This window comes from Microbispora sp. NBRC 16548 (assembly GCF_030268985.1).
Taxonomy (GTDB): domain Bacteria; phylum Actinomycetota; class Actinomycetes; order Streptosporangiales; family Streptosporangiaceae; genus Microbispora; species Microbispora catharanthi.
This window is the reverse complement of the sequence record NZ_BSSF01000016.1, coordinates 105,344-131,399: the sequence shown is the minus strand read 5'-3', so window position 1 is coordinate 131,399 and position 26,056 is coordinate 105,344. Positions and strand designations below refer to the sequence as shown.

The following is a 26,056-nucleotide window of genomic DNA, read 5'->3' as shown; positions in this document are numbered from 1 at the left end:
AGGGAAAGCTTCGATAGATAGTTGCTATTACCTACCAGGTTTGTGGGATAGTGAGTCCATGGGCCCGGACCCGATCCGCTCATCCGATGAGCGCGCAGAGACCCCGCTGACGGCCGCCATCATGGCGGGACGGTGGATCCGTACGGCCGCCGTCGACGACGAGAGCGGCAGGAGATGGCGGGCCAACCCCGACCCGCTCGGCCGGTCGGCAATGCCCGGCGGGCCCGCGTCCCTTCACTCCGCGTCCCTTCACTCTGGGGCGGCCGGAATCGTGCTGTTCTTCCTGGAACTCGCCGCCGGCACCGGCCATGAGGCGTATCTGGAGGACGCCCGTGCGGGCGCCCGCTACCTCGCGTCGACCTGGCGGCGGCAGTCCGACGTGTCACTCCACCACGGCCTCGCCGGTGTCGTCCTCGCGCTGACCGAGGCCGGCTGGACGCTCGGCGAGGAGCGTTTCGAGAACGCTGCCGTCGCGGTCGCCGACAGGATCGTCAGGAGCGCCCGCGCGTTCGACGACGGCGGGATCGGCTGGTCGGGAGATGTCACGCTGCGCGGTGACGGCGGCGTGGTGCTGGGGCTGCTGCGCGCCGCGGCGGCGCTCGGCGTGCCGGCCTACGAGGAGGTGGCCGTCGAGGCGGGACGGCGGATCACGCGGCTGGCCGCGCCGCGCGAGCGGCCCGCGGCGTGCCCCGCCCTGTCCGCGGAGGCGGCCTCGCCCGGCTTCCTGTCCGGAATCGCCGGGACGGCCTTCCTCCTCGCCCGGCTGTACGGCGCGACGGGCGAGGAGGCGTTCCTCGACGCGGCACGCCGCGGCGCGGGCCTCGTCCGGGCCGCCGGCGTCCTGACGGGGGAGAGCGCGACGGTCACCGACCACCTGGGCTACTGCTCGGGCTCCGCCGGGATCGCGCGCATGTTCTACGAGCTGTATCGGGTGAGCGGCGACGGCGGCGACCTGGAGTGGGTGAGGCGGCTCGCCAGGGGTGTCAGGGAGTCGGGCGCGCCCTTCCGGCAGACGGCCGGCCTGTGGAACGTCGCCTGTCAGTGCTGCGGCACCGCCGGGCTGATCGAGCTGTACGTGGGGTTGTGGGCGGCGACCGGGGAGCAGGAGCACCTGGAGTTCGCCCGCAGGCTCGCCGACCACCTGATCGGCCGGGCGACCGGCTACGACGGCAGGGGATACCGCTGGTATCAGGCATACCGGCGGCACCGCCCCGGAGAGGTGTCGGCCGACACCGGCTACCTGACCGGGGCGGCGGGGATCGGGGCGGCCCTGCTGCACCTGGACGCCGCGGGACAGGCGGACCGGCCGCGCCGCGTGCTCCTGCTGCCCGACAACCCCTTCCCGCCCATCCCCGTGCCGGCCGTCGCTCTGCGGAGGCCGGCCGGCTGACAGCGACAGGTGAGGAGGCACATGACTGCCAGGAAGGACGGCCTTGGAGCACGGTGTGCGGCACCGGAAACGGAAACCCCGCCCGGCATCCGCAAGCCGCTGCCGCCCCGCCTGTTCGCCGTGCACGGCACGAACGCGGAGACCCGCTGGGAGGCGCTGCGCGGCGAGGGCTACCTGACGCCGGAACACCTCTTCTTCGTCCGCAACCACACGGCGACACCGCTGATCGACGCGGCCGCCTGGCGGCTCACGCTGTGGGGCGACGCCCTGCGCGGCGGGCCGGTCGGCTTCACCTACCGTGACCTCCTCGGCATGCCGGCCGAGACCGTGACCGCGTTCATCGAGTGCGCGGGCAACGGGCGCCGCCTGTACGGCGAGCAGCAGAACCAGGAGGTGTCGGGAACGCCCTGGCGGCTGGGCGCGGTGGGGGTGGCGCGCTGGCGGGGCGTGCGGCTCGCGACGCTCCTGGAGAGGGCGGGGATGAGCGACAGGGCCGTCGCGCTGATGCCGCGCGGGCTCGACGCCGACTACGTCGAGGCGGGGGAGAACCTGGGGAGGGTGCGGCGCCCGCTTTCCGTGGCCAAGGCGCTGGACGACGTGCTGGTGGCCTACGAGATGAACGGGCGGCCGCTGCCGCCCGACCACGGCCACCCGGCGCGGCTGGTGGTGCCGGGATGGGTGGGCGCCGCCTCGATCAAGTGGCTGGGGGACATCGAGGTGTCGGCGGAGCCGCTGGAGTCGCCGTGGAGCACGCGGCTGTACCGGATGCACGGCCCCGGCCATCCGCCCGGGGGCGGCCCGCCGCTGACCCGGATGGGGGTGAAGAGCGCCTTCGAACTGCCCTGGCCGGCCCGTCTCGAGGCGGGGCGCGAGCATCTGCTGCGCGGCCGTTCGTGGTCGGGCGGCGGACGCGTGGTCCGGGCCGAGGTCAGCGACGACGAGGGCGTGTCGTGGCGGCCGGCCCGCCTGCGCGACGACCGCCACCCCCGCGGCTGGGTCCGCTGGACCTTCCCCTGGACCCCGCGCGAGGCGGGGAACCTCCGGCTGCTCGTCCGGGCCGCCGACGAGACGGGCGCCGTGCAGCCCGGCCGTGCGGCCTACAACGCCCTCGGCTACGGCTTCGACGCGGTGGTGCGCCACCCCGTCGTCGTCACCTGACCCGGTCGTCGGCGGCGATCTGTAGATCCTCACAGCAGCCAGCGGAGGCGAGGACGTCCGGCGTCAGGGGGGATGCGTGTCCCGCTGCGGATCCTTGCGGCGCCGGTGACAGCAGATGGTGGCGGTGGCCAGCGCCCACAGCGCCGCCGCGTACCCCTGCCGGCCGGAAAGGAATGTTCTCATGGTCGAGAGCGCGGCGCTGATGGTGCTCGTCGCCCTGGTCATCCGATATGCGCCATCTCGGCGGGCCATCGTGATCCGCGTCCCGGGCGCCCGGCGTGGCGGCACCGGCCTGCCCGCCCTTGCCGCGCTCGTCCGGGCCCAGGGCGGTAAAGGGCGCGGGTGACCTCGATGCCGTCGGTTCCGAGCATGCGGATGTCGGCGAGCACCACGTCAGGCACGCAAGGTCGGCGCCGGGAACCGCGTCGCGATCGCCGCGTGGATGGGCGACCGGCAGGGCGGAGCCCTGATCGCAGCTGGATTTTCCGGTAAAGCTAGTAGGAAATATTGACTTTCCCGGCCGGTGATCGTACGTTCGGTGGTATGAGCCAGGGCGTTCGTCTGACCCGGCGTTCGAGCGTGGACTACGGCCACGTCGCCAGCGCGCAGTGTCGTTGATCGTGAATCTTCCGTCGTCTTCGTGCCGATGAGGGGCCGGCCGCGGCACGCGGCCGCCCTCCTCGCGAGCCGTGCGTGACCGCGTCACGCCCGGTCCCGCCTCCATCCGAATCCCTGATCCCGCGTGTCGTGGTGCCTGCGGCGGGCGGGATCGACCTTGTGAGCAGCTGCGACCTTCCGGAGGTTTGCCATGACGGAGACTCTGCTCGGCCCCGGCCTCGACGCCGACGACTACAAGCGCGCGCTGGACGCCGACGGTTACAAGCGCGCCCTGGCGGTGCACGCGGCGGGGGTCGTCGTGATCACCGCGCGGAGCGGGGGAGTGCCGGTGGGGTTGACCGCGACCTCGTTCTCCTCGGTCAGCCTGGACCCGCCCCTCGTCTCCTTCTACGTGGACCAGTCATCCACCACCTGGCCGTCGTTGCGCGCGGCGGACCACTTCGCCGTCAACGTCCTGGCCAGCGACCAGGCCGATCTCGCCGCCCGGTTCGCCCGCAAGGGCACCGACCGGTTCGCCGAGCCCACCCGGTGGCGTCCGGGCCCGCTCGGAGCGCCCCTGCTCGAGGACGTCTCCGCGCACCTGATCTGCCTGCCCTACGAGCGGGTCGGCGTGGGCGACCACGTCCTCGTCGTGGGGCTGGTCACCCAGGCCGAGGTGCGCGGGCCGGGGCGTCCGCTGCTTTACCACCAGGGCCGCTTCGGCCGGTTCATCGCCCACCCGTGATCCCGCCCCCGCTTCGCACGAACACCCGTTCCGATCTGGAGGACCGTCTGTTGACCACTCGTACGCTCTTCGACACGGACACAGGACACGCTGCGCGGCACGAGGCGGTGGCCTCGTGAGCTCTCTCGTGGTGCTGGTCGGCAATCCGCGCGGCGGTTCCCGCACCCACCTCGCGGCCGTGGCGGCGGCCGAGGCGGTGGGGCGCCGCATCGGGTACGAGGCGCCGCCCGAGGTCGTGGATCTGTCCGGGATCGGGCCGCACCTGTTCACCCCCGGGCCTTCGCCGACCGTGGAGGTGGCGCTGGAACTGGTCGCCGGAGCGCAGGTGCTCCTCGTGGCCAGCCCTACTTACAAGGCCACCTACACCGGCCTGCTCAAGGCGTTCCTCGACCGCCTCCCCGGCGGCGCGCTGGCCGGAACGGTGGCGCTGCCGCTGCTGGTCATGGGCTCCCCCCGGCACGCGCTGGCCGTCGAGCTGCACCTGCGCCCCGTGCTGGTCGAACTGGGCGCCCTCGTGCCCACCCCCGGCCTGGCGCTGCTCGAGGCCGAGATCCCCGACCTCGACCGCGTCCTCGCCGACTGGACGGATCGCGTCGCCGCCCAGGTGGCCGCGGCGCTGGAGAGGAGGGCGACCGCCTGATGACCACCCACGCTCCCGCGTACGCGAGCCCCGCCGACGTCGCCGCCTTCGGCCCGTACGGGCCGGGCAGGACCGACCGGCCGGGACCCCTCTATCCGTTCCGGGGCCGGATCACCGCCGACGGTTCCGCCGGCCACCCCGCCGAGCCCGGCCGCTACCACCTGTACGTCTCGTATGTGTGCCCCTGGGCGCAGCGGGCGGCCATCGTCCGCGACCTGGCCGGGCTGAAGGACGTCGTCTCGCTGTCGTACGTCGACGACGAGCGCGACGCGCGCGGCTGGGCGTTCCGTGAGCGGCGCGGTCCCGACCCGGTCAACGGCTTCGCGTTCCTCGCCGAGGCGTACGACGCCACCGAGCCCGGCTACCCCGGCCACATCTCGGTGCCGGTGCTGTGGGACCGGCGGACGAACCGGATCGTGAGCAACGACTACCCCGACATCCCGGTCGACCTCGGCACCCGGTTCGCCGAGTGGGCCGACCGGGGCGTGGACCTCTATCCGGAGGACCTGCGCGACGAGATCGAGGCGCTGGACGAGGAGATCGCCCGTGATCTCGGCCAGGGCGTGCACCTGGTGGCCAGGGCCGCCACGCAGGAGGAGTACGAGCGGCGGCGCGGCGAAGTGCTCGCCGCGCTGGATCGCCTCGACGCCCGCCTGGCCGACCGGCGGTACCTGTTCGGGGACCGCCTCACCGAGTCCGACGTGCAGCTCTGGGTGGTCCTGGTCAGGTACGACCTGCTGCACAACCCGCTCGCCGGGATCGGCGAACGGCCGCTGACGGATTATCCCCACCTCTGGCCGTACGCGCGCGACCTCTACCGGCTCCCGGCGTTCCGGGAGACGACCGACTTCGCCGCCTTCCGGCTCACCGCCCGCCCCGCCTACGTGGGCGACGGGCCGGTGCGGATCGCGGTCGAGCCCCGGGAGGCCGGCTGGGACGAGCCGCACGGGCGCGGGGCGCTGACCGGACAGCGCGGGTGACCACCCGCCGCGACGCGGCCGGTGCCGGCGTGCCCGGCCGCGCCCGCGGTGAACGGCCGCTGCGTGCCGTCCTGGTCACGGGCGCGGCGTCCGGGATCGGGAGAGCCGTCACCGAGCTGCTGGCCGAGCGGGGCGTCGGGGTCGTCGCGGTGGACCGCGACGAGGACGGGCTGGCGTCGCTCGCCGGGCTCGGCGGCGTGCTGCCCCACGTCGGTGACGTCACCGCCGAGGAGACCGGCCGCGCCGCGGTGGCGCTGGCGGTCGAGGAGTACGGCCTGCTCGACGGGGCCGTGCTCAACGCCGGGATCGGCGGCACCCGGCCCTTCGAGGCTCCCGGGGCGGTGGAGGCGGCAGAACGCATCTTCTCGGTCAACGTCCGCGGACCGGCCCTCGGCATCCGCGCGGTCGTGCCCGCGCTCCGCTCGGCGGGCGGCGGCGCGATCGTGGTGACCGCCTCGGTGGCCGGCATCCGCGCCGACCCCGGCGGCTGGGCCTACAACGCCTCCAAGGCCGCCGTGATCAACCTCGTGCGGGCGGCGGCCCTGGACTACGCCGCGGACGGGATCAGGGTCAACGCCCTCGCGCCGGGGCTGACCAGGACGCGCATCACCGCCGGAGGCGACCGGAGCCCGGCGCTGAGGGCGGCCGTCGAACGCAACATCCCGCTCCGGCGCTTCGCCGAGCCACGTGAGCAGGCGGAGGCCGTCTGGTTCCTGCTCTCGCCGGCCGCTTCCTACGTCACCGGCGCCACCCTGGTCGTAGACGGCGGCCTTGACGCCAACCTCGGCCTGCTGCCGCTGCCGGAGCCGCACTAGCGGATCTTAATGAGGTGCGCCGGGCGCGCGGGTTTTGCGAATCTTGGGGGCATGCAGGCGACCCTGACCGTGACTCCCGCGCAGCTTCCGGAGGTGCTGCTGCACGTCGCCGTCGTGCGCCCGGTGTTCCTGTGGGGTGCGCCGGGCATCGGCAAGAGCTCGCTCGTCCGCTCGTTCGCCGACTCCCTCGGCCTCGAGTGCGTGACTCTCCTCGGGACGCAACTCGCTCCCGAGGACCTCATCGGCGTGCCGCAGATCGTCGGGGACCGCAGCCGGTTCGCCCCGCCGGAGACGATCGCGAGGCAGGAGCCCTACTGCCTGTTCCTGGACGAGCTCAACGCCTCCTCCCCGGAGGTCCAGAAGGCGTTCTACTCGCTGATCCTCGACCGGCGCATCGGCACGTACGAGCTGCCGGCGGGGTCGGTGGTGATCGGCGCGGGAAACCGGGCGACCGACAACGCGCTCGCAAGGCCAATGCCGTCCGCGCTGGTCAACCGCATGATCCATGTCCACCTCCGGGCCTCGGCCGACGACTGGCTGAGCTGGGCGGCCACGAGCGGCATCCACCCCTGGATCGTCGACTACCTCGTCCAGCGCCCCGACCACCTGTGGAGCGCGCCGCCCAAGACGGAGGAGCCGTTCTCCACGCCGCGCGGCTGGCACATGCTGTCCGACGCCATGCACTCCTACGGTGAGGGGCTGGACGACGAGACGCTGGGACTGCTGGCCTACGGCACGCTGACCGCCGCGCACGCCTCGGCCTTCCGCGCGTACGTGAAGACGGTGCGGCACGCGTACGACCTCGACGCCGTGATCAAGGGGGACGCGGGGTGGCCGCGCCGGCCCGAGGACCGCGACCTGCTGTACTTCCTGTCCGAGACCTTCCGGGCCCGGCTGGTCAAGGAGCTGCCGCAGTCGAAGGAGCACGCCTCGCCCGCCGGCCGGCAGCTCGCCTTCCGGGCCAAGAACCTGCTCGTCGAGCTGGCGGGGGTCTCCCTCGAATGCGCGCAGCTCGTCATCGCGGCGGGCGACGACGGTGCGCCGGTGCTGCCGTCGTGGTTCCTGGTCGAGGTCGGCCGCGACCTGCCGCGCCTGGCCGCGGCCCGCGGCTGACGTGGCCCGCAGGAAGCAGAAGGCCGACCCCTGGCGCGACGCCGTGCTCAAGGGCTGGGAGGAGGTGCGCTCCCACCCGCTGTTCCGCCACCTCGGGGGCTACCTGTACGCGGCGGACGAGCACGAGCTGCCCCACGACCGGTGGGCCTACATCACGCCGGGCGGCAGCGTGTACCACCACCCCCGACGGCGCGCCGAGGCGGGCGAGTGGGCGTGGGTGTTCGCGCACTGCCTGCTGCACGCGGGATTCGGGCACATGGACCCGCGCAACGCCCTGCCCGAGGACCTGAACAGGGAGGAGACCCCTCGGTGGGAGCAGCCGCGGCGCGCTCCCCGTCACCCCTACCTGGCCGCCTGCTGCCTGAGCGTGGACCGGTTCCTCGCCACCCTCAAGATCGGCAGGGCGCCGGAGCCGCGGCCGCCGGTCTTCCCGCCGGAGGACGAGCGGACGCTGGCCGGTCTGTGGCGCACGTCCGGGGTGCCCGCCGAGTTCGACGTGCCGGCCTTCCCGGACTTCTTCGCCGGCACGGTCGAGACGGCCACGGCCCGCGACTACGAGAAGGGGCTCGCGATCGGGGTCGCCGCCGCGGCGGCGACGGCGATCGAGGTGGCCGGGGGCGCGCGCGACTCCGTCCAGAGCAGGGTGAAGAAGCCGTGGGACCACGCACTCGGCTGGTTCGTGTCGTCCTACCCGCTGCTGGGGGCGCTGGCGGCGGGGATGACGATCGTGGCGGACGCGGACCTCGCCCGGGGCTGGGACATCTCGGTGGCCGCGGTCAACGCCGAAGCGGCCGAGATCTACGTCAACCCGCTGGTCTCGATGACCGTCGAGGAGTGGCGGTTCGTGCTGGCCCACGAGATGCTCCACGCCGCACTGCGGCACGGTGAGCGGGTGGGCTGGCGGGAGCCGTACCTGTGGAACGTCGCCTGCGACTACGTGGTCAACGGCTGGCTGGTCGAGATGGGCGTGGGGGAGATGCCCGAAGGACTCCTCCACGATCCGGAGCTGCGCGGGCTGTCCTGCGAGGCGGTCTACGACCGGATCGCGCGCGACCTGCGCCGCCTGCGCAAGCTCGCGACGCTGCGCGGGCGCGGCCTGGGCGACATGCTCGGGCAGCCGCTGCCGCGTCCCGGCACCCCGGGACGTTATGTGGACCTGGACGACTACTACCGCAACGCCCTCGTCACCGGCCTCGCCTACCACCACAGCGGAGGCAGGGGCACCCTCCCGGCCGGCCTGGAGCAGGAGATCCGGGCCCTGGATCACCCGCCGCTGCCCTGGGACGCCGCGCTCGCGCGCTGGTTCGAGGAGCACGTCCCTGCCGTCGAACGGCGCAGGTCCTACGCCCGGGCCTCCCGTCGCCAGTCCGCGACGCCGGACATTCCCCGTCCCGGCTGGGTGCGGCCGGAGGAGGCGGTGCGCCGGGCCACGTTCGGTGTCGTGCTCGACACGTCGGGATCCATGAACACCCGGCACCTGGGCAAGGCGCTCGGCGCCATCGCGTCGTACGCGACCGCGCGCGACGTGCCGCGCGCCCGGGTCGTGTTCTGTGACGCCGTCGCCTACGACGCGGGATACCTGCCGGTGGAGGACGTCGCGCGCAGGGTCCGCGTGCGGGGACGCGGCGGGACGATCCTCCAGCCGGGCGTGGACCTGCTCGAACGGGCCGAGGACTTCCCCCGGGACGGCCCGATCCTGGTGATCACCGACGGGGAGTGCGACGTGGTGCGGATCCGCCGCGAACACGCGTTCCTGATCCCCGAAGGCGCCTTCCTGCCGTTCGCCCCGCGCGGCCCGGTCTTCCGCATGAGCTGACGGGATTTTCTCCGCGGCCGCTCGCGGCCTGCGGCAGTCCCGCCGCCGCACCTGTCACACGGTGCGGCGGCGGGACGTGCCGCCGGTCACGGGCGGCAACGGTCCGGGTCGGCGCGCAGGAAGACGTCCCGGTCCGTCTTCACGGTCTCCTCGCCTCCCGCCCACGCCAGCACCTGCCCGCGGCCGAGACCCGCCAGGTCGGCCGTGGTGAACGGCACCCTGCTCCGCAGGCTCAGGTCGCCGGCGGTGCCGTTGACGGTGGCGACGTAGGGGACGCCCTCCCGCAGTGCGGTGAGGCTGTCGCCGGTGGACCGCCAGCCTTCGGGCGGCGGCTGGAAGAGCCGGATCTCGTTCACCGACCCGGTCCAGCCGCCGTTGTGCACGCTCCAGGTGACGAGCTCGCCGTCGTCGTCGGTGTCCTCAAGCACCGAGAAGTCGGCGGCGACGTAGCCGGGGCAGCCGCCGAGCAGCAGCCTGACCCCGCCGTCCTCGGCACGCTCGACGGCGAGGACGCCCTTGGGCGCGGGTGCGGTGGTGTCGCACGCCGCGCCGAAGAAGGCCAGAGCGGCCAGCACGACGGCGGTGCGCCCGCGCCCCGGCCTTCTTCCACGCGTCATCGTCTCCCTCTCCCTTCGCCGGTCTCCGAGCCTAGGTCGTGTCTGACAAATCATGGCCCTGCTGCGCGTGGCCCAGGCGGCGCCTCGCTGCGTTGCCCCACCCACGAAAATTCCTCGCAGGCTCAGAATTTCCGCGGGGCCCGGGGTCGTCGTCGCCGATAACGCTGTTATCGGCTCCTCCTCCGCCTTGCGATGCATCCACCTGGATCCACGCTCGCGACGGGCAGCCTTTGTCAGACACTCCCTAGGTCCCCGGCAGGCGGTACTCGAGCGGCCGCCAGTTCGCGTAGCTGCCCCACCACAGGTTGGCCCCCACCTCGAAGGAATTGGTCGCCGCGGGACTTCCGGTCTCCCGCTGGGATTTGAAGGACTCGTAGCCGTACGCCGCGATGTAGGCGGTGGCGGTGCTGTAGCTCGCCCACTGCTCCGAGTGGACCGCCTCGTGCTTTTCCAGGTTGGGCCCGTACTTGTCGGCCGTCTCCCGCCCGGCGACCCGCGCGATGTCGTCCCGGCGCTGCTTCTCATCCCGCAGCCGGTTCTCGAAGTCCTTCTTCGAGTACGGGTAGAAGTGGACGTCCCCGACCGTCATCGGCTGGTCGCCTCCGGGTGAGCCGTTGTAGCAGACGTACTGCAGGGCGCGGCGCTCACAGGATCCGTCGCTGAAGAGCGTGTGGTAGCTCAGGGCCAGTTCGTTGGCGCCGTTCGCGTTGTTGCCCCAGTGGAACGGGTGGATGAGCAGTGCCCTGAACAGGTTGATCCCGTTCGAGTGGCAGAAGCATCCGCCGGGCGGCGGTACCGGCGGCGGGCCCGGAGACGGGCTCGGCGTCGGGTGGCTCTTCTTGGGCTTCTTCTTGTGCTTGTTCGGGTCGACCTTGCCGGTCTTGGGGTCGTACCCGACCTTCCCCCGCTCCTCCTTCGAGCAGTACTTGATGTCGTACTGGCAGGAGTTGGGCCGCGAGCCGATCTCCTCGCCCGTCGGGTCGCTGAACGTGACGGGGTTGTTGTTGCCGTAGGAGTACCCGTTGAGCGACTGGGCCTGGTCGGTGGACAGCACCGGGTCCACGCTCAGGAACCTGCCGACGGCCGGGTCGTACATGCGGGCCCCGACGTAGGTGAGCCCGGTGGCGGCGTCGGCGGGCTTGCCGAGGAACCCCTTGTCGTCGGGCCAGGCGCCGCCGACCGTGTCCCCGCGCGGCGCGCCGAACGGGGTCGTGAAGCGCTTGCTGATCGCCTGACCGGCCGCGTCGACCGACAGCGAGGAGGTGCCGTGCTGGTCGCCGGCGAGGAAGGAGACCGCGTTCTTCCCGCCCTGGGTGGTGCGCACCGCGATCACCTGCGTGTCCGCGGAGTAGAAGCGGCTGGCCCAGGTCGTGACGGTGCTGCCGGTCTTCTTCGAGTGGATCTCGGAGGCGCCGAGGTAGAGCACGCTCTCCCCGTCGCCCACCGCGCGGCGGATCAACAGTCCCCCGTCGGCGTCGTACACGTGGGCCGTCTTCTGCGTGCCCTGGGTCAGGGTCGCGATGCGGCCCTGCGCGTCCCAGGTCAGCACCTGGCCGTCTCGCCCGGTCGTGTTGCCGGACTTGTCGTAGGAGTAGGTGGCGGTCGCGCCGGTGCAGGAGCCCGTCACGACCGCGGTCAGGGCGTGCCGCTTGGCGGTGTCGCCGTAGCAGTACGTCGAGGTGGTGGCGGTGGAGCCGCTGTAGCGGGTCTCCGTCGCCCGCAGCCCGGAGGCGTTGTAGGTGTAGACGGTCCGGTACGGCGCCGCGCCGCCCAGGGTCTTGTTCGTGCAGTCGTCGGTCGCCGGCGTCCACGCCTCGGTCAGCCGCCGCTGCCCGTCGTAGGCGAAGCACTGGATGTCATTCTGTCCCGCGCCGTCCTGGGTGGGGGTGTCGGCGATCTCGGTGACGTTGCCCGCGTCGTCGTAGTGGTAGGCCAGGTCCTGCGGCTTGACCGGCGTGGACTGGGTGGTGACGAAGGCCCGCTTCAGCCGGTCGGTCCCCTCCTCGTAGGTGTTGTTGAGGAAGGTCTTCTTGGCCTCCGTGGCCCCCGACAGGCCGAGGGTGAACTGCAGGGGCTGGCCGAGCGCGTTGTAGTCGGCCTTCTGGAGGTAGTCGGTGGTGCCGGTCAACCCGGTCACCTGCCCGGTCGGCGTGTAGGTCAGGCTGATCTTCTCCTCGGCCAGACCGCCGACCGCGGGCTCGGTGGAGTTCTTCAGCGTGCCGTCGAGGTTGTAGTCGCTGCCGAAGGTGTAGCTGGTCTTCGCCGCCCCGGAGAGGACCATCGGGTCGTTCGGGTCGATGTCGATCTCGGTGCCGGTGGCGCGATACTGACCGTCGTACGCGAGGACCTTCTTCGTGTACGCCTTGCCGGAGACGCCGCCGTCGTAACTGGTGGACGAGGCGAGCTGGCCCTTGGCCACGGTGTCGTAGGTCCAGGCGGCCAGCTTGTTCGCGTCGGTGCGCGACCCCGACCACAGCCCGGTCTTGCGGCCGAGCTCGTCGTAGCCGTACAGCAGGACCGTGCCGTTCGCGCCGGTGACCGTGTCGGTCTTGTCGAGCGCGGTGTAGCGGACGGTGCTCGCGCCCTTGTCGGGGTCGCTGATGCCGTTCTGCCTGGCGAACAGGTCGTAGGTGTAGGACCACTTCGCGCCGTCGGGAGCGGTGACGGTCAGTTCCTTGTCGTCGGCGCGGTAGGTGAAGGACGTGGAGGTGTACCCGCTGGAGGTCAGCGCGCCGTACTGGGTGTCGGCGGGGGAGGGCGAGTTGTACTCGCGCCGTTCGACCGTGCGGTCGAGCGCGTCGGTGATGGTCCGGGTCGCCGTGCCGCCGGTCGGCGCGCTGACGGCGGTGGAGTCACCGGTGTAGGCCGTGGTGGTCGTCCACTTCTCCACGCCGTACGACAGGAACGTGCTGCGGATCTGCCGGCCGGCGCCGTCGAAGACGATGTTCGTCTGCTTCGGCGCCTCGCCGTACTCCTCCCGGGTGTAGGTGGCGTTCGGCGTCTGCTTGGAGTCGAAGATGTCGGCGTAGGTCTCGTAGGCGAGGCCGCGCGAGTCGTAGCGGGTGTCGGTCAGGAGCCGGCCGCCGTTCGGGGTCGGCTTCTGCGTCTGCATCGGCCGCAGCAGCGAGTCGAAGATCTCGTACGACCAGCTGGCGGTGGTGGACGACTTGACGGTCGAGGTGCCGATCGCGGGCGCCTTGCCCCGCTCGTACACGTAGGAGTAGGCGTAGGTGGGGGTCTGCCCGCCGTCCTTGCTGCGGTCGGGCAGCCACACGCCGGTCAGCCGGCCGAGAGCGTCGTAGGTCTGCTCGGTCTTGCCGTTGTTCGGGTCGTAGGTGCGCACCGGAAGGCCGCGCGTCCCGTCGAGGAACGTCGTCGCCTTCTGCTGCTTGGCGTTGGTCTCCACCTTCTTGGTGAGGACTCCGGCGCCGGTCGGCGTGTACGCCGTGGTGGTGGGGTTGCCGCCCGCGTCGGTCACGGTCAGCGGCCTGCCAAGCGTGTCGTAGGTGGTCGACTCGGTGCGCTGCCAGCCGGTCGGCGGGCGCTCGTCACCGGTGACGGCCGACGGGTAGCCGGTGGCCCGTCCCGTCCAGGTGGCCTCGCCCTTCACCGGCTTCTGGCTCGCCGACCACCCGGTCGCGGCGGTGTTGTCGTACACGGTGGCCGTGTCGGACAGCACGTCGCCCGAGGTGTCGGAGCCCGCGGGCAGCGACAGGTCGGCCTCCTTCACCGAGCAGGCGCGGCCGACCACGCGGGTGCGGGAGACCAGCGAGTTCAGACCCTTGGCGTCGTCGCGGGCATACCAGGTGCGGGTGCAGGTCTCGTCGCCGCTCTTGGCGGTGTCGCCCGTGCTGTCCTCCTTGACCGCCATGCCGTACGAGTCGTACGTCGTGGAGGTGGTGACGGTGCGCCAGGTCTTGGGGACGGTCAGGTAGGTGTGCTCCGACGTCTTCCCCACGCGCACGTAGTAGGCCTCGGTGTCGGCGTACGACTTGTGCTGGGTGGCGGTCTTCGCCGACCAGGGGTCGTTGACCGTCACGTCGACCGGGGCGGTCCCGTCGTAGGTGACCTCCTCGCGGGTGAGGCCGGAGTACTGCTCGGAGTCCGTGAGGTCGGGCACGTCGAGACCGGCCACGTCGAGGCCCGGCACGGTGGCGGTGCGCCGCTTGTCGGGATCGACCGTCCTCGGGTCGGCCGACTTGAGCAGCCGGTCGCCGTTCATGCCCTGCAGGAACACCTTGACCGACGTGGTGCGGGTGCCGTCGGCGTCGCCGACGTACGTCGTGACCTTCTGGTAGCCGCGCCACAGCGACCAGGTGCGCTCGTCGGCCGGGGTGAACGGGCTGTCGTTGTAGCGCCAGCCGGGCGAGGCGTACTCGTAGGCGTACTCGACCAGCGGGTTGTGGCCCGCCGGGTCGGCGATGTTCAGCGCGAGCACGCGGTATTTGTTGAACCAGTCGATGGAGGCGTCGGTGGCGCCGTTGATGTGCCAGAACTGCGGATAGCAGGACAGCGCGTTGTCGTCCTCGGCCTTCGGCATCTTCGAGCCGCGCACGCATTCCGGCTCGTTGTAGCTGACCGTGATGATCGCGCCGGTCTCCGAGGTGACCGTCTCGATGCGCGGCTTGGTCAGCGGCAGGATGTTGCCGCCTCCCGGCTGGGTGCCGCCCGCCACCCGGTTGGTCCGCATGGCGTAGGTGAACGAGACGGGGTCGAGCGTCAGCGGCGTGTCACCGGCCGAGCCCGTCCGCACGATCGACATCAGTGACAGCGTCTGGTCGGCGGAGCTGCCGATGTCGCCGCCGTCCAGGTACTTCTGCGTGAACGCCCACGAGTCGACCGGCTTGTACGCGGTGCCGGACAGGACACTCGTCTCGATCTTCACGAGGCGCTTGCGGCTGAAGAAGGCCGGGCTCTCGGCGTGGCAGTCGTCCTTGTCGGCGTCCTTCTTGCAGATGGCGTCGAAGGGGACGTCGGGCCAGTTCTCCGCGGTGTCCTTGGTGAGGCTGCCGCAGTCGGAGGCCGTGCAGCGCTCGGCGTAGGAGAAGGCGACCTTGTAGGGCGCGTCCACCGTGAACAGCGTGTCGGACCGCTGCCCGTAGAGGATCTTGTCGAGGTAGCCGCCGCGGACGTAGGAGGTGGTCGCGGTGTCGGACTTGTTCTTCCGGTAGTAGTTGGTCTCCGTCGTGTACCAGTACGTCATGGCGTTGCCGTGGGTGTCCTCGGCGTAGTCGAGGTTCCACCGCCACGCCTGGGTGACGGATCGGTCGGCGAAGGCGTCGCCCTTGGTGTAGCCGGGCTCGCCCGAGTCGTCGCCGTACACCGGGACCGTGAACACCGAGTTGGTCCGCTGGCTGCCCGCGCCGCTCAGCTTGTTCAGGCCGAAGACGTACTTCGTGCCCTCGCCGGTGACGACGGTCCAGTACTCGCCGTCGTCGTCGCCGTTGTCGGCGCCCGTGGAGTGGGTGACGGTGGAGGCGTCGTCGTTCTTCAGCCGCCACTTGCCGCTGGTGTCGTCCTTGACGAGCTCGGTGGACTTGCCGTTGAGGACGAGCGAGGCGTTGTCGTACTTCCAGCACAGGTCGTACTGCTTGTCGTGGCCGTCCTCGTCGCAGCTGCCGAACTGGCGGTCGATGTAGGAGGTGGCGGCGGTGTCGAAGCCCTCGCCGATCGAGGTGCCCTGGTTGTTGGTGGTGGAGGTGCGCCCGTCCACGCTGCCCGAGTCGTACGACAGGTCCAGCGCGGGCGCGGGTCCCGCCGCCGGCTCCACCGGGGCGATCGGGTAGGACCAGGTGAAGGAGCCGGAGTTGCCGCCCGCCTCCCACGTGGACGACGCGGCGAGCGGGGTGGCGGCGTAGTTGCCGCTGCCGTCCGCCGCCTCGCCTCCCTCACCGGGGGTGTCGGCGGTCAGGGCCAGCACGGCCGGGGCGGCGTCGAACGTGACCGGCGCGGAGAGGGTCTGCGCCGTTGCCGAGTTGTCGGTGTCCAGCGGGGTCCGCGTGCGGCACTCCTCCCGTTCGGGGGTGGTCGCGGCGCAGGCGGGCAGCCGGACCAGACGCAGCCGGCCGCTCCACCCGCCGCCGTACGCGGAGGCGAAGGCGGCGTAGCCGACGCTCAGCGTCGCGGTGCCCGGGGTCTGCGCCGACGCGGCCAGCAGCACCCCGTCCACCCCGGCCGCCTCGGCGGCGGCGCGGTCGAGCACCCGCACGCGGGCCGTCTGCGAACCGGCGATGCCGGGGGTATCGGCCGGGGCGGCGGCTTTCAGGCTCACCGGGAGCCCGCCCACGCTGACGCTCCGCTCGCCGCCGATCGGCACGTCGGCCTCGCCGGCGCTCGGCCACCGGGCGGCCTCGCGCTCCTTCGCCGCCCGGTCGGCGGCGGCGTCGTTGCGCGCCCTGGACGCGGCGACCCGTTCCCTGGCCTCCTTCGCCCCGCTCGCGTCCATGGCCCTGACCTTGCTGGACCGTTGTTTCTGCACGGGTGGGGCGCCGGGCGGTCCCTCCGCGGCCGAGGCCGCCGTCACCCCGACGGGTAACGAGATCACCACCGCCAACGCGGCCACCAGGGCAGCACGAATTCCGGGCCGACGCATGACCCAACCTCCTCGAGAGGAAAAGAGAGAACCCGCGGATCAACCGGGGGAAGATGCGGGAGGTGCGGGGACCGGCGAGCCGGTCCCCGCACCGCCGTCAGTCGCCGATGACGGCGTCCATCTGGTCGGAATCGGCCATGGCGCCCGCCCACAGCCGCAGATCGGTGATCCTCGCGGGGAGGAAGTGACCCCAGGAGGTCGCGCTGAAGCCCTTGCCGGCCGCGAAGTCGCCCGACCCGGGCACGGCGGTGTAGGCCATGTCGAGGTCGTTCTGCTCGTGGCCGACGTAGAGCCGCACCACTCGCCCGTTCGCCGCGAGGGCGTCGTACACGCCGGTCAGGCGGACCGGGCTGTCCAGGCTGGCCGAGGCGTCGGAGCTCACCCAGGTCTTCGTGCCGTCCTTGTTGACCCGGCCGAAGCGCCAGAAGCCGACCGGGACGCTGACCTCGTTGCCGTCGTCGTCGAGCTGCGTCTCCTTGCCGGTCAGCTCGAACCACAGGCCCCACGACGACCCGTCGGCCGTGCGCTGCCCGGCCACCTGGCCGACGGTCCCGATCGGCTTCGCCAGGATCTTGTCCCGGTCGAGCTCGACCTTCACGGTCACCGTGAACGAGCCGGTGTCGTCCACGACCGGCCCCGCGGTGGTGGCGGCGTCGTCGACGCCGTCGAGCACCAGGCCCTCCCCGTCCAGCGACGCCCCGCCGGCCAGCGCCAGCGCCCGGCCGTAGCCCGACAGCGAGTCGGGCACCTGCGTCCCTGCGGCGCCCGCCGGGTCCCAGTCGGCCACCAGCTCCACGTCGTTGCGCCCGGACGCCGGGGACTCCGACCGAGCCTCCGTCGCGACCTCCTCCGGGGTCAGGACCCGCTGCCAGGCGGCGACCTCGTCGATCGAGCCGGGGAAGTAGAACTGGAAGACGTTGGCCCACTTGTAGCGGCCGATCTCGAACGGTCCGGTGGCCGACCACACGCCGGAGACGGTGGCGGTGCCCTGCGGCACGCCGTTGACGTAGAAGCTCAGCTTCTGCGTCGCCGGGTCGTAGGTGCCGGCCAGGTGGGTCCAGACGTTCGCCCTGGACGTGCCGTTCTTCGAGCAGACCCCGTAGTAGGCCTTGCCGGTCGCCTCGTCCTTGTCCTTCACGCCGAAGCAGAAGGCGCCGTAGTCCTTCTCGTGCCAGAGCAGGAAGGGGCTGTAGCCGCCCGAGCCGTCCTGCGACAGCACGATGCCGTCGTCGCTCACCTTGTCCAGCCGCACCCAGGCGGAGACGGTATAGGCCGACCGGGTCTCCAGCACCGGCCCCGACGTCGCCGCGTACGCCGACGTGCCGTTCAGGCCCAACCCCTTGTCGACCTTCGGGGTGTCCAGTGCCGTGCCCGCGTCGTCGTACCAGACCTCGCCGCGGCGTCCCCGGGTATCCCGTACGGCGCCGCCGGAGAGCGTGGCGTCGTGGTGTCCGCTGCCCCGGTCGACGGCGGCGCCGGAGTCCTCGTCGAAGTGCCACCTGCCGGTCGGGCCCGCGCCCGCGGCGACCAGGAAGTCGACGACGGTGGTGGCGCCGTACCTGCCGACGTTGTCCTTGGCCCGCACGTACAGGCTGTACGTCCCCGAGGCCGGCGGGGTGATCACGGCCTTCGCCGTGGCGCCCGCGACGTCGGGCGACCAGGTCGAGCTGGTGGACGCGCGGTACTGGTAGGCGACGTTGTTGGAGTCGCCGGACGCCGGGCCGAAGGTGACGGTGGTGCTCTGCCCCGGTCCGCCGGCCGGCGCGCAACTGGTGGCGGTGCAGGCGGTGTACGGCGCGCCGAGCGTGACCACAGGTGCCTTCGGCGCGGTCGGGTCGACCTTGAAGAAGCACCAGCCGGTGGTCGAGGCGTTGGACGGCCCGGGCAACTGCTTGGTGTAGTTGCTGTAGTAGGAGCGCGTCCACGAGCGGTAGCGGTAGAGCACGCCTTCCGACAGCGTCGGCGTGGAGGCGGTGACCTTCACGTTGTCGCCGACGTGCCCGGTCGTCGGCCGCTCCATGGTGGCGAACGCGTCGGTCCAGGTGCCGTCGGCGTTCTTCTTGTCGACGTCCATCGCCGCCCGCAGCATCGCGCCGGACTCGCCGCCCGCGGCGGTCTGCGGCGTGGACGCCAGGGTGGGCGTGGGGTCGGAGACGACCGCGGGCGCCGACTCCTTGGTCTCGCAGACGGTGCCCGAGCCCGTGACCAGGCCGATGCCGGTCGGCAGCGCCGGCAGCCCCACGTAGTCGACGACGAGCACGGCGTCGTTCCTGAACCGCTTCCAGGCGGAGGTGTCGCCCTCGTCGTGCGCCCGCAGTTCCAGGGTGAGCTTGGAGAACTTGCCGGCCGCGAAGTCCTTCACGGTCGGGGTCAGGTTCTCGTTCGGCTCGTCGGGGTTGTCCTTGAACTCGATCGGCGCGGCCGGCTCGTCGGGGTCGCACGCCGAGCCGCGGCCCGCCGACACGTACCGGTCCACCATCCAGTCGAGCTCCTTGGGGCGGCCCGACCAGGTGGTGGACGACGTGAAGTTGTTCGTACGGACGAGGTCGACCCACCGGGGGTCGCACTGGAACGCCCAGGGCTCGGTGACGCGGAACGCCGCGCTCAGCACCTGCTTGCCCTTGAGGCTCGCGGGGGAGAACTGGAAGTACAGCCGCTGGGTGTAGCCGGGCCCGCAGTAGTAGCCGTTCCAGGTGCCGCAGTGGCCGACGCCCTCACCCTGGTTGTTGCTGCCGTTGCCCCAGTTGTACGACTTGTAGCCGTCCGAGCGCAGCAGCGTCCTGTCGGTCTCTCCCCAGGTCACGGTCGGGTCGATGTAGACGGGGTAGGCCGACTCGTCCTTCTGCCGCAGCAGGCCGGCGTCGGGGACGAGCGTGAGCGTGTCCTTGCCGACCTCGATCGGCAGCTCGGCGTGCCCCGCCCCGGGGGCGGGGCCGTCGGCGGCCTGCCCCTCGTCCGAAGGGGCGCTCGTCTCCGTCGCCTGTGGTGTCGTGTCCGATGTCGTATTCGGGGCCGGTGAGCCGTCCGCGGCGGGCGCGCCCTGGGGAGCGCCGGCCTTCGCGGACGGGGCGGAGGCGGCGGAAGGGGCCGGGGAGGACGGCGCGGCGGGGGCGTCGGCCGTCCCGGCCTGCCCGGCGGCGGGGTTCCCGGTGGAGTCCCACATCGCGGCCGGAGGCGAGGTGAAGACCTCGGTGGCGTTGCCGTCGGTCGCGGACATGCCGCCGTCCGCGGTCTCCTCCACCTTGAGCCCGGACGACTTGACGGCGTACTGGATCCGCCCGAGCGCGGGGTTGTCCGCCGCCTCCGGTGTCTTGACGATCAGGACCTGACGGAAGCCCTCGGTCGTCGCGGTCATCCTGAGGTCCACGTCCGGCAGCACGTTCTGGTAGGTGGCGTTCGGGCCGTCAAGCACCGGCGCGGGCAGGGTTCCCGGCCAGCCCAGCGCGAGGGTCCGGCCGTCCCGGTTCATCGTGACGAGGTTCCCGCCGTCGCCGCCCCCGGAGAAGGAGATGCCCACGGCCGCGGCGGCCGGTCCAACACTTCCGTCGGCGCGCCGCTGCAGCATCGCGTCGGGTGACACCCACGTCCCGTCCGGTCCCTTGACCCGGACGGGGGTGGTCGACTGCTCCAGCCGGAACGACTCGCCGTCCGGATTTGCGTATGTGGTGGTGAACTCGGTCCGGGCCTCGGTCACCTCGACCGGTTCCCGGATCTCGGCAGCGCGCTTCAGCGCCTGCTGCCAACCGCTGAGCCGGCCCGCGTCGGATCCCGTCCGACTTTCCTGTGCCGCCATCGCGGCCGGGGGTGTCCCGGTTCCCACCAGTACACCCGCCACGACCACGGCAGTGAGCGAACGCCAACTCCGCAGTCCGGGAAACCTAAACATGGGTTATCTCCCGTACGAAATATGCAAGATCGCACACATTAAACGTTTACTGTCACCCCCTGTCAACGAAATCTTTTCGCCCATCAAGGATTTAAGTCATGTTGTCAACATAAAGAGCAAATAAAGTGATATTAGGTCGGTAAGTCAGACAAATTGACACTGCGGTGCACAGGAAGTGCGTCGACATGCCAGACCTCCGCCGTGGATGTCGCGTCACGGAGACCGGGCACTCACGGCGGGTGATCGACGGCGTCGATGAAGCGGCGGCGCACGGGGGGTCGCCCAGGGCAGGCGCCAGGGCAGGAGACAGGGCAGGAGACAGGGCAGGCGACAGGGCGGGCGGCGCCGTCAGGAGGTGGGCCGCTCGCGGTGCCGCGTCTGCCCCCCGGGCCGGAGCCGGCCGGTGTCTCAGCGGTCGTGTTCGCGGTGCAGCGCCGCCAGCTCGGTGCGGTTGGCCACGCCGAGCTTCGCGTACACGTGCGCCAGGTGCGTCTTGACCGTGCTGCGGCTCATGAACAGCCGGCCGGCGATCTCGGGGTTGGACAGGCCCGCCACGGCCAGCCGTACGACCTCCTGCTCCGCGGGGGTGAGGCTGGCCCAGCCGGTGGCGGGACGGCGGCGTCCGCCGTGAGCGCGGCCGGTGAAGGCGATGGCCTCCTCCAGCGCCATCCGGCGGCCTTCGGGAGCGGCCGGGACGCTCGGCCGGTGCGGCCTGGGGTAGCCGAGCTCCTCCCGGGCCCGATCGCACGCGCCCATGATCCGGGCGCCGGTGGTGGCGTCGGCCAGCGCTGCCAGAGCCTCGAGGCTGTCCACGCAGGCCAGGCGGAGGCCGTTGGCGGCGCGCAGGCGCAGGGCCTCCAGATGCAGAGCGACGGCGCGCGCCTCGTTGAGGAACGCCTGCTGCTCAAGGGCTTCGGCGATCAGGCGCGGCATTCCCAGGGCCCGGGCGGCATCGAGGCCGGCGGCGCAGGCGCGGGCCGCCCCCTCCGGGTCGCCGGCCTGTCGCAGCGCCGCCGCCAGGGCGATGCGGGTCTCCGGGGTCAGCAGCTCGTCCGGCTGCTCGCCGCCGCGCCAGGCCGTCTCACTCCTGAACCACTCGGCCGCCCGCACCGGCTCGCGCCTGCTCAGGCAGAGCCGCCCGATCGTCAACGCGAGCCTCGGCACGAAGGGAGCCGAGGGCGCCTGGTCCACCAGCCGGATGACGGGGTCGAGGGCGAGTTCTGCGGCCTTGTCGTCGCCTTGCAGGTGGCACACGTGGGCGAGGACGGCGCGCGCCGTACCGGCACGGTGGTAGTCGGCGAGAGGGGTGGCGACCTCGACCGCCTGCTCCGCCCACGTTCTGGCCCGGGGCAGCTCGCCCAGACAGGCGCTGCCGAGGGCCATCAGGCCGAGCGCCAGCGCCGCCACACCGCGGTCGCCTCGCCGCAGCAGGCCGCTTACCGGCGTCTCCATCTCCGCCAGCGCCTGGCGATGCTCCTCCCTCATGTGGTGGACCAGGCCGATGAGGACCTGCGCGGCGTCGGCCACGAAGGCGTCGCCGGCCGCGACGGCCTCCTCGCGGACGGCGGCGGCTCTGACCCGCGCCTCGTCCGGAGAGGTGAGCAGCATGCCGATGGCGCTGAGCGACCCCGCCAGGCAGGCGGTCCGCAGATCGCCGTGGTCGAGCGCCATGACACGGGCGGTGTGGGCCGCGTCGAACTCCAGCCCGGCCGGATGCGTGGTGTCGGCGACGAGCGCGAGGCCGGTGAGGACCCGGGCCTGCAGCGCGCTGTGCTCGCCGGCGCCTCGCTCGGCCGCCAGCCGGAGCAGCCCCAGGCCCTCGCCGAGCCGGCCTTCCAGGTGCCACAGCCAGGCCAGCTCGGCCGCCAGGCGGCGAGCCTTGTCCGGGCGGTCGCCGGCGAGACCCCATTCGAGTGCCGTGCGCAGATTGGGGTACTCCTCGCGCATCCTGGCCCGCCAGGTGTCCTTGTCGCTGTCCAGCAGCGGGGCGGCCTCCAGGACCAGGGCCAGGCAGACGGCCAGGTGCCGGTCGCGCACGGCGGCCAGCTCGCCCGCCTCGGCGAGCCGCTCCCACGCGTACCGCCTGACCGAGGACAGCATCCGGTAGCGGGTGACGCCCTTGCGGGTCTCGGCCAGCAGCAGCGACTTGTCGATCAGCCGGCGCAGGCCCGTGAGCAGCTCCACACGGCCATGGCCGTCCAGCACGCCCTGGGCGGCGGCGAGGGTGAAGCCCGGCTCGAACACGCCCAGCCGGCGGAACAGCACCTGATCGCGCTCCTGAAGCAGGTCGTGGCTCCAGGCCATGGACGCCGCCAGCGTGCGGTGCCGCGGCGCAGCCCCCTGGTTGCCGGTGACCAGGATCGAGAACCGGTCGTCCAGCTCGGCGTCGATCTCCTGAGGCGTCAGCGTGCCGGTCCAGGCGGCGGCCAGCTCCAGCGCGAGAGGGATGCCGTCCAGCCGGGCACAGATGCGGCGCACCGCGGTCAGGGCCTCCTCGGTGCGCGGCACATCGTGGCCCCGGTCGAGGAAAAGGGCGACTCCGTCGTGCGCGTCCAGGGGTGGGACCCGCCAGACCAGCTCGCCGGGCAGGCTGAGCGGTTCCCGGCTGGTGGCCAGGACGGTGACGTGCGGGCAGTGGCGCAACAGGCCCGCCACCACGTCGGCGACGCCGCCCAGCAGGTGCTCGCAGTTGTCCAGCACCAGAAGCAGCTCGCGCTCGCGCAGCTGCCTGGACAGAGCGGCGATCCCGTTCGAGTCGCCGGCCAGGAGCACCCGCAGGACCGTCGCGACGAGGCGCGGCACCGCCGCCGGGTCGGTCTCCTGCGCGAGATCCACCCACCACACGCCGTCGCGCGGCAGACGCGCCGGCCGTCTGGCGAGCCGGGCCGCCAGACGGGTCTTGCCGCAGCCTCCCGCACCGGCCAGGGTGACCAGCCGGGCCTCGCCCAGGGCGGCTCCGATCATGTGCAACTCGGCCCGGCGGCCGACGAACGAGGTCAGCTCCGGCGGCGGAGCGCCGTTGTCGGCCATGTCCGAATCTGGCATATCAGCCATCTGGCCGATGTTAGTCACTCTCGGCCCGAGAAGACTTGCCTCATGACAACGAACCGCACCGTAATCAGCAACATCACCCTCTCCCTCGACGGCCGGATCCACGGCCCCGGCGGCGAGTACGACATGGGCTGGATCGTCCCCCACGCCGTCAGCGACGTGGCCCGCGACCACATGGTCGAGGTGACCACCGGGGCCACCACCGCGCTGTTGGGCCGCAAGAACTACCAGGGCTTCGGTGGCTTCTGGCCCGCGGTGGCCGAGGACGAGTCGGCCGACCCCCGCGACCGGGCCTTCGCCCAGTGGCTGAACACCGTCGAGAAAGTCGTCTTCTCCACCACGCTCACCGAGGCCCCGTGGCAGAACTCCCGCATCGTCGCCGCCGGCCCCGCCGAGGTCGTGAAGGAGCTGCGACAGCAGGACGGCGGCGACATCGTCGTGCTGGCCAGTACCAGCGTCATCCAGGCCCTGCTGCGGGCCGGAGAGCTCGACCGGCTGAGCATCACGCTCGCGCCCGAGCTGGTCGGCGACGGGCCCCGCCTGTTCGCCGACGGCCTTCCCGCCACCGGCTGGCGGGCTGTCTCCGTCGCACAGGCCGAGAGCGGGGCACTGTGCCTGCTGTACGACAAGGTTCGCGACAGCGACTGAACACGAGCCCGGCCCGGTTCCCGTGGCGCCGGCCGGGCCTGCCGGTCAGCAGGTGGCCCCAGGGAACCGCGGGCCTGGGCAGCGGCGTGTCGTCCCCGGCCGTGAGGGGCAGGAGGCGCCGGCCGGGTGGAATCAGCCGAACAGTATTGTCACGTCCAAGCCGCCCCCGGGGCGGGGGTGGGCCGTCAGCTGCGCGCCGTGTGCTTCGGCGACGGCCTGCACGATGACCAGGCCCAGCCCGTGGCCGTCGGCGGTGTGGGTTCGCTGGGTGCCGAGTCGCTGGAACGGTTGGAAAAGCCGTCGTAGGTCCTGCGATCGGATGGTCGGGCCGGTGTTGCCGACCGACAGGCGGGCGCGACCATTCGTGAGTTCGGTGGCGATGGTGACGTGTCCGCCGGGAACGTTGTGGTGGAGTGCGTTGTCGACCAGGTTGCCGATCATGCTGGCGATCAGGTCGGGGTCACCGCTGATCGGTGCTGGGTCCAGCGATGCCTGGACCGTGATGGTTCGCCGGACGGCCTCCGCGCGGCGCGACAGCATCAGCCCCTTGGTGACATCGGCCAGGTCGACCACTTCCCGGTGCTCGATGCCCTTCTGTCCTTCCGCCAGCGTGAGCAGGGCGTCGATCAAACGTGCCTGCCGTTCGCCGAGACCGAGTGCTTCCTCGCACGCGGCTCGCAGGCTGGCCTCGCTCGCGTCGGGGTCGGCGAGCGCGACCTGGAGTACGGCGCGCTGACCGGCCAGCGGGGTGCGCAGCTCATGCGAGGCGTTGGCCACGAAGTGGCGCTGCGCTGCGAACGAGGAGTCCAGCCGCTCGAACAGGTCGTCGAGGGTGCGCCCCAGCTTGGTCAGCTCGTCGTCCGGGCCGCGCAGGCCGAGCCGCCGGTTGAGGTTGGTGGCTGAAATCTCCTGGGCGGTCACGGTCATGGCGCGCAGCGGGCGGAGGAAGCGCCCGGCCAGCCACCACGCGATCAGCACGGTGAGGACCACGACGATGATCGCGGTGATCGCGAGCGCGGCATCGACCTGCTGGGTTGCCGTGTCGGGCGGAGGGACGGCGTCCCCGGCCCGGACGCGGATCTGGTCTCTCCCGAAGAGGAAGCCGGCGAGCAGCAGCACCGGGACGACGACGGCCAGAACCAGGCCGGCGTACAGCGTCGTGAGCTGCGCGCGCAGGGACGGCCGGCGCAGGTGGTGCCGGGCGCGGCCGGCACGGCCGGTCACCGTTGGGTCCAATGCGGGATTCATCGCGGGACTCCGATCCGGTAGCCGCCCTCACGGACGGTTTCGATCACCGGCGGTTCGCCGAGTTTGGCCCGCAACCGGCGCACCGTCGTCTTGACGGCCGTGGTGAACGGGTTTGCGGCCTCGTCCCAGACCCGTTCCAGCAACTCCTCCGAGGACACAACCCGGTCACCGGCAGCGAGCAGGCATTCCAGCAGGGCGAACTCCTTCGGGGTGAGCTCCAAGCGCCGTCCGCCACGAAAGGCCGCCCGCCGGCTCGGGTCCAGGGTCAGATCTTCTGCCTGGAGGATCGGAGGCACGGCGGGCGCCGAGCGGCGCCCCAGCGCGCGCACGCGGGCCACGAGTTCGGTGAAGTCGAACGGCTTGGGCAGGTAGTCGTCGGCGCCCAAACCCAGGCCCTCGACCCTGTCTCGCACGGTGCCTGCGGCGGTGAGCATCAGCACCCGCGACCCGGCGCCACCGGCGGCGATGTCACGGCACACGTCGTCGCCGGGTGTGCCGGGCAGGTCGCGGTCCAGCACCACCACGTCGTATCGGGTGCCGGCCAGGTGGGCCAGAGCGTCGTCGCCGTCGAGAACGACGTCCACCGCCATGCCCTCGCGGCGCAATCCGGTCCCGATCGCCCTCGCCAGAACCTCGAAGTCTTCGACGACCAGAACTCGCACGACCGTCCTCCTTCTCGTTGGTGGTGCCGCGTTCGGCAGGCCGCGACCGCACTGCTCACGATGTCAGGGATCCGGTGTCGGCCGGGTGTCAGCCGCTG

At 72.0% G+C, this 26,056-nt stretch carries 16 protein-coding genes; 10 read left to right on the top strand and 6 right to left on the bottom strand.

The window, feature by feature from the left end:
* Positions 1-58 precede the first annotated feature (58 nt).
* The 9 genes from QSK36_RS34975 (at position 59) to QSK36_RS34935 (ending at position 9,254) form a co-directional block, all read left to right on the top strand.
* Entirely contained in the window at positions 59-1,390 is a 1,332-nt protein-coding gene (locus tag QSK36_RS34975) for a lanthionine synthetase LanC family protein (RefSeq protein ID WP_285785356.1), read from the top strand.
* 21 nt (positions 1,391-1,411) lie between these two features.
* Entirely contained in the window at positions 1,412-2,548 is a 1,137-nt protein-coding gene (locus QSK36_RS34970) for a sulfite oxidase (RefSeq protein WP_285785355.1), read from the top strand.
* A gap of 181 nt (positions 2,549-2,729) precedes the next feature.
* A complete protein-coding gene (locus tag QSK36_RS34965; RefSeq protein ID WP_285785354.1) occupies positions 2,730-2,894 on the top strand; it encodes a hypothetical protein in 165 nt (54 codons plus the stop codon).
* Positions 2,895-3,356: 462 nt separating this feature from the next.
* The gene (locus tag QSK36_RS34960) at positions 3,357-3,890 is read left to right on the top strand and encodes a flavin reductase family protein (protein WP_182903075.1); all 534 of its coding nucleotides are present in this window, start codon (positions 3,357-3,359) and stop codon (positions 3,888-3,890) included.
* A gap of 115 nt (positions 3,891-4,005) precedes the next feature.
* Entirely contained in the window at positions 4,006-4,530 is a 525-nt protein-coding gene (locus tag QSK36_RS34955) for an NADPH-dependent FMN reductase (RefSeq protein ID WP_183533124.1), read from the top strand.
* Positions 4,530-5,510: a glutathione S-transferase C-terminal domain-containing protein gene (locus QSK36_RS34950; protein ID WP_285785353.1), complete on the top strand. Its 981-nt coding sequence runs from the start codon at positions 4,530-4,532 to the stop codon at positions 5,508-5,510. The genes QSK36_RS34955 and QSK36_RS34950 overlap by 1 nt, the downstream gene beginning before the upstream one ends.
* Positions 5,507-6,325 (top strand): SDR family NAD(P)-dependent oxidoreductase, encoded by an 819-nt coding sequence (locus tag QSK36_RS34945; protein ID WP_221263164.1) that lies wholly within the window; start codon positions 5,507-5,509, stop codon positions 6,323-6,325. Before QSK36_RS34950 ends, QSK36_RS34945 begins: the two co-directional genes overlap by 4 nt.
* A 51-nt stretch (positions 6,326-6,376) precedes the next feature.
* Positions 6,377-7,438, top strand: coding sequence for an AAA family ATPase (locus tag QSK36_RS34940; protein WP_285785352.1), 1,062 nt, complete (start codon positions 6,377-6,379; stop codon positions 7,436-7,438).
* Position 7,439: 1 nt separating this feature from the next.
* Positions 7,440-9,254 (top strand): vWA domain-containing protein, encoded by a 1,815-nt coding sequence (locus QSK36_RS34935; protein ID WP_285785351.1) that lies wholly within the window; start codon positions 7,440-7,442, stop codon positions 9,252-9,254.
* Positions 9,255-9,340: 86 nt separating this feature from the next.
* Here QSK36_RS34935 and QSK36_RS34930 read toward each other — a convergent pair whose 3' ends face one another.
* The 4 genes from QSK36_RS34930 to QSK36_RS34915 all read right to left on the bottom strand — a co-directional run bounded on the left by QSK36_RS34930 (position 9,341) and on the right by QSK36_RS34915 (position 23,403).
* A complete protein-coding gene (locus QSK36_RS34930) occupies positions 9,341-9,871 on the bottom strand; it encodes a hypothetical protein (protein WP_183533118.1) in 531 nt (176 codons plus the stop codon).
* 244 nt (positions 9,872-10,115) lie between these two features.
* Entirely contained in the window at positions 10,116-16,463 is a 6,348-nt protein-coding gene (locus QSK36_RS34925; RefSeq protein WP_285785350.1) for an RHS repeat-associated core domain-containing protein, read from the bottom strand.
* A 97-nt stretch (positions 16,464-16,560) separates the two neighbouring features.
* Positions 16,561-20,283, bottom strand: coding sequence for a laminin G domain-containing protein (locus QSK36_RS34920; protein ID WP_285785349.1), 3,723 nt, complete (start codon positions 20,281-20,283; stop codon positions 16,561-16,563).
* A 474-nt stretch (positions 20,284-20,757) separates the two neighbouring features.
* Positions 20,758-23,403, bottom strand: a complete 2,646-nt coding sequence (locus QSK36_RS34915) for a helix-turn-helix transcriptional regulator (protein WP_285785348.1) — start codon at positions 23,401-23,403, stop codon at positions 20,758-20,760.
* A 42-nt stretch (positions 23,404-23,445) separates the two neighbouring features.
* On the opposite strand from QSK36_RS34915, the gene QSK36_RS34910 reads away from it, so the two are divergent.
* On the top strand, positions 23,446-24,048 hold the full coding sequence (locus QSK36_RS34910) for a dihydrofolate reductase family protein (RefSeq protein ID WP_285785347.1): 603 nt from the start codon (positions 23,446-23,448) through the stop codon (positions 24,046-24,048).
* A gap of 132 nt (positions 24,049-24,180) precedes the next feature.
* Here the strand turns inward: QSK36_RS34910 and QSK36_RS34905 are convergent, their stop codons facing one another.
* Positions 24,181-25,272, bottom strand: coding sequence for a sensor histidine kinase (locus QSK36_RS34905; RefSeq protein WP_285785346.1), 1,092 nt, complete (start codon positions 25,270-25,272; stop codon positions 24,181-24,183).
* A 20-nt stretch (positions 25,273-25,292) separates the two neighbouring features.
* Entirely contained in the window at positions 25,293-25,958 is a 666-nt protein-coding gene (locus tag QSK36_RS34900) for a response regulator transcription factor (RefSeq protein WP_285785345.1), read from the bottom strand.
* Positions 25,959-26,056 lie beyond the last annotated feature (98 nt).

What these genes read in the sequence shown, in the direction of transcription:
- QSK36_RS34975 (WP_285785356.1), top strand. Translation starts at nt 59, where the DNA reads ATGGGCCCGGACCCGATCCGCTCATCCGATGAGCGCGCAGAGACCCCG.
- QSK36_RS34970 (WP_285785355.1), top strand. Translation starts at nt 1,412, where the DNA reads ATGACTGCCAGGAAGGACGGCCTTGGAGCACGGTGTGCGGCACCGGAA.
- QSK36_RS34965 (WP_285785354.1), top strand. Translation starts at nt 2,730, where the DNA reads ATGGTCGAGAGCGCGGCGCTGATGGTGCTCGTCGCCCTGGTCATCCGA.
- QSK36_RS34960 (WP_182903075.1), top strand. Translation starts at nt 3,357, where the DNA reads ATGACGGAGACTCTGCTCGGCCCCGGCCTCGACGCCGACGACTACAAG.
- QSK36_RS34950 (WP_285785353.1), top strand. Translation starts at nt 4,530, where the DNA reads ATGACCACCCACGCTCCCGCGTACGCGAGCCCCGCCGACGTCGCCGCC.
- QSK36_RS34940 (WP_285785352.1), top strand. Translation starts at nt 6,377, where the DNA reads ATGCAGGCGACCCTGACCGTGACTCCCGCGCAGCTTCCGGAGGTGCTG.
- QSK36_RS34930 (WP_183533118.1), bottom strand. Translation starts at nt 9,871, where the DNA reads ATGACGCGTGGAAGAAGGCCGGGGCGCGGGCGCACCGCCGTCGTGCTG.
- QSK36_RS34925 (WP_285785350.1), bottom strand. Translation starts at nt 16,463, where the DNA reads ATGCGTCGGCCCGGAATTCGTGCTGCCCTGGTGGCCGCGTTGGCGGTG.
- QSK36_RS34915 (WP_285785348.1), bottom strand. Translation starts at nt 23,403, where the DNA reads ATGGCTGATATGCCAGATTCGGACATGGCCGACAACGGCGCTCCGCCG.
- QSK36_RS34910 (WP_285785347.1), top strand. Translation starts at nt 23,446, where the DNA reads ATGACAACGAACCGCACCGTAATCAGCAACATCACCCTCTCCCTCGAC.